This is a genomic window from Azovibrio sp. (assembly GCF_049658005.1).
GTDB lineage: Bacteria > Pseudomonadota > Gammaproteobacteria > Burkholderiales > Rhodocyclaceae > Azovibrio.
The window spans coordinates 1-2,456 of sequence record NZ_JBASOH010000018.1; the positions used below are offsets into that span (position 1 = coordinate 1).

3 protein-coding genes are annotated in these 2,456 nt (G+C 61.8%); 1 reads left to right on the forward strand and 2 read right to left on the reverse strand.

The genetic code is table 11. The features are described 5' to 3' along the window. On the forward strand, positions 1 to 1,134 hold a 1,134-nt coding region (locus tag WBH99_RS01855), incomplete at its 5' end, for a tyrosine-type recombinase/integrase (protein ID WP_424218410.1). Here WBH99_RS01855 and WBH99_RS01860 read toward each other — a convergent pair. Both WBH99_RS01860 and WBH99_RS01865 read right to left on the reverse strand, forming a co-directional pair. Then, the gene (locus tag WBH99_RS01860; RefSeq protein WP_424218411.1) at positions 1,091 to 2,047 is read right to left on the reverse strand and encodes a nucleotidyl transferase AbiEii/AbiGii toxin family protein; all 957 of its coding nucleotides are present in this window, start codon (positions 2,045 to 2,047) and stop codon (positions 1,091 to 1,093) included. The genes WBH99_RS01855 and WBH99_RS01860 overlap by 44 nt on opposite strands. Beyond that, a partial coding sequence (locus tag WBH99_RS01865; RefSeq protein ID WP_424218412.1) for a DUF6088 family protein occupies positions 2,019 to 2,456 on the reverse strand: 438 nt, incomplete at its 5' end. The genes WBH99_RS01865 and WBH99_RS01860, both read right to left, overlap by 29 nt.

The following is a 2,456-nucleotide window of genomic DNA, read 5'->3' on the forward strand; positions in this document are numbered from 1 at the left end:
AACCGGATTGGCCGAGCCGATGAGATTTCAGTGTCGGACGCCCGGGCCAAGGCGCATCAGATGAAGCAGATGGTCACCGAGGGCGGCGACCCCAAGGTGGAGAGCCACCGCTTCAAGGATGTGCCGACCTTTGGGGATTTCGTGGCCGAGCGCTATCTGCCCTACGCCAAAACGAGGAAGCGCAGTTGGGAGACGGATGAGACGATGCTGCGCAATCACCTGCTGCCGGTGTTTGCCGATTTCCGGATGAACCGGATCACCCGCTCCGATGTGGTGGCCTTCCACCACACGGTGTTCGAGAAGGGTTACGCGGCCGGCACCTGCAACCGGATGATCGTGCTGATGAAGTTCATCTACAACTGCGCGATCCGCTGGGACATCCTGCCACCCAAGAGCAACCCCTGCGATGGCGTCGAGCCCTTTGAGGATCACGGGGCGCGCGAGCGTTACCTGTCACAGGAGGAAGTGGGCCGATTGTTTGATGAGCTGGACACCAACCGCAATGTGCAGGTCGGCCAGGTGATCCGGCTGCTGCTCTACACCGGGGCGAGGAAGCGGGAGATCCTGGACGCCCGGTGGGACGAGATTGATTTCAATCGCCGGATGCTGACGGTGCCAGCAATGCGGTCGAAGTCGAAGAAGCCGCGCCACATTCCGCTGTCGGACGCGGCGCTGGAATTACTGCAGGCGCTGCCCCGGCAGGAGGACATCCCCTGGGTGTTCTTCAATCCGAAGACGAAGAAACCGCCCGTGTCGATCTTCTACGCCTGGGACTCGATCCGGAAGAAGGTGGGACTGGGCGAGGTGCGGCTGCACGACCTGCGCCACAGCTACGCGAGTTTCCTGGTCAATGCCGGACGGTCGCTGTACGAGGTGCAGAAACTGCTCGGCCATCATGATCCGAAGGTGACGATGCGCTATGCACACCTCTCGCCGCAGGCGATGTTGGACGGTCAATGTGGTGGGGAATGTCGTAGGGCGGAGGCCGGTGGTGGCGGCGAATCAGACGGTAGTGGCGGTGGCCACCCTGTGACGGCCAAGCCCGACAAGGCACGACAGAGGCGCGACATATGGCTGTCGCGCTTTTGCTTTATGTCCTCAGCCGCCCGACCAGGGATTCAGCCAACTCGATGAATACTGCTCTGGCCTCGGCAAACGTCACCGGCTCTCCGAACACCAGTTCATCAACGAAGCGAAGGTAATCGCGCTCGAAGGCATCAGCCTCGTGGTGCAGGGCATCCAGTACCACACGCATCTGCCCCACGGGGTCTTGCTCGAACTCTGGATATTGGTTGCGGTATTGCACCGCGTCGCCAGTGACCATGACCGCAAAGTGTTCGTGCGGCAGCATCAGTTCTTCACGCCCTCGGGCAATGGCTCTCACATCGTAGAGGTGACGGACCAAGCGGTCGTCGTAGTCGGCACGATTGCGACCGGCGCGGGCTTCTGCCGTTCGGCGCAGGAAGGACAGCACCTTTTCAGCGAGGGTCTCCTCGACGCTGATGCACTCCACGTGCAAATCCGTCCTGGGCGCATGGATCAAGACATCCAGCATGGACGCGATGGGCAGCGGTGCCGTGGGCAGCACGGGCGGCCGGGCATTGAGCTCCAACTTGATTTCAGATCGCAGGCTGGCCACCGGCGCAAAGCGGCTCTCGTAATGCAGATTCAGCGAGACGTAGCTGTTCTCGTCCTGGGCGATGATCTCGTCGGCTGGCACCGCAAAGCCGGCCTCCATAAGCGCTGCAGCCAAGCGCTTCTTGAACTGACTGAGCAAGCGGCTACGCGCACTGCGCGACAAACCCTGCGGCAGCACGAGTTTGAAATCGATGTCTTCGGACATCCGCTCGATCAGGCCGTGTGCCTTGGACAGGCAGGTTCCGCCGCAAAACACCAACTGGATGCCATCGCTGTCCACCGCCACGACGGTGCGCAGCACTTCGGTGATCAGCAGGTCTTTTTCGATCACCGCCTCGGCGAGTGCTGTCAGCCCCTCGCCCATCACACTGATGATCAGCTCATGCTCGCGCGCTGTAATTGTTTTCATAGCGCACGGTGCTGATGCCGACGGTGATCTTGCGGGAAATACGGCGCTGGCCCGTATTGAACGTCGTGCGCACGGGAATTTGTGTGGTCTTGCCCTCGGCGTAGTCAGCCTGGGCGCGGCCCAATTGCACCGGGACGCCCAGTTTCTCCAGCGCCTCCTGCGCCAACTCAGCGAGACTGACGCGCGGCACCGGTTTGCCCGACAGCACGCTTGGGCGTGCTTTAGCGTAGACGCCATAGCCCAGGCGAACGATCTTGCCTGCCTCGATGAGCTCCTTGAGCGCCCGACTGATCTGGCTGGGGCTGCCCATCGCCTCGAAATCGGCGCGCACGACAACCTCGCCCTTGCGCAAGGCGATGGAGCGAACCATCCTGTCTTTGACGCTGAGTCGGCTCATGGCGACCTCCGA

Excerpts from the sequence above, each read along its gene's own strand:
- WBH99_RS01860 (WP_424218411.1), bottom strand. The coding sequence starts at position 2,047 with ATGAAAACAATTACAGCGCGCGAGCATGAGCTGATCATCAGTGTGATG.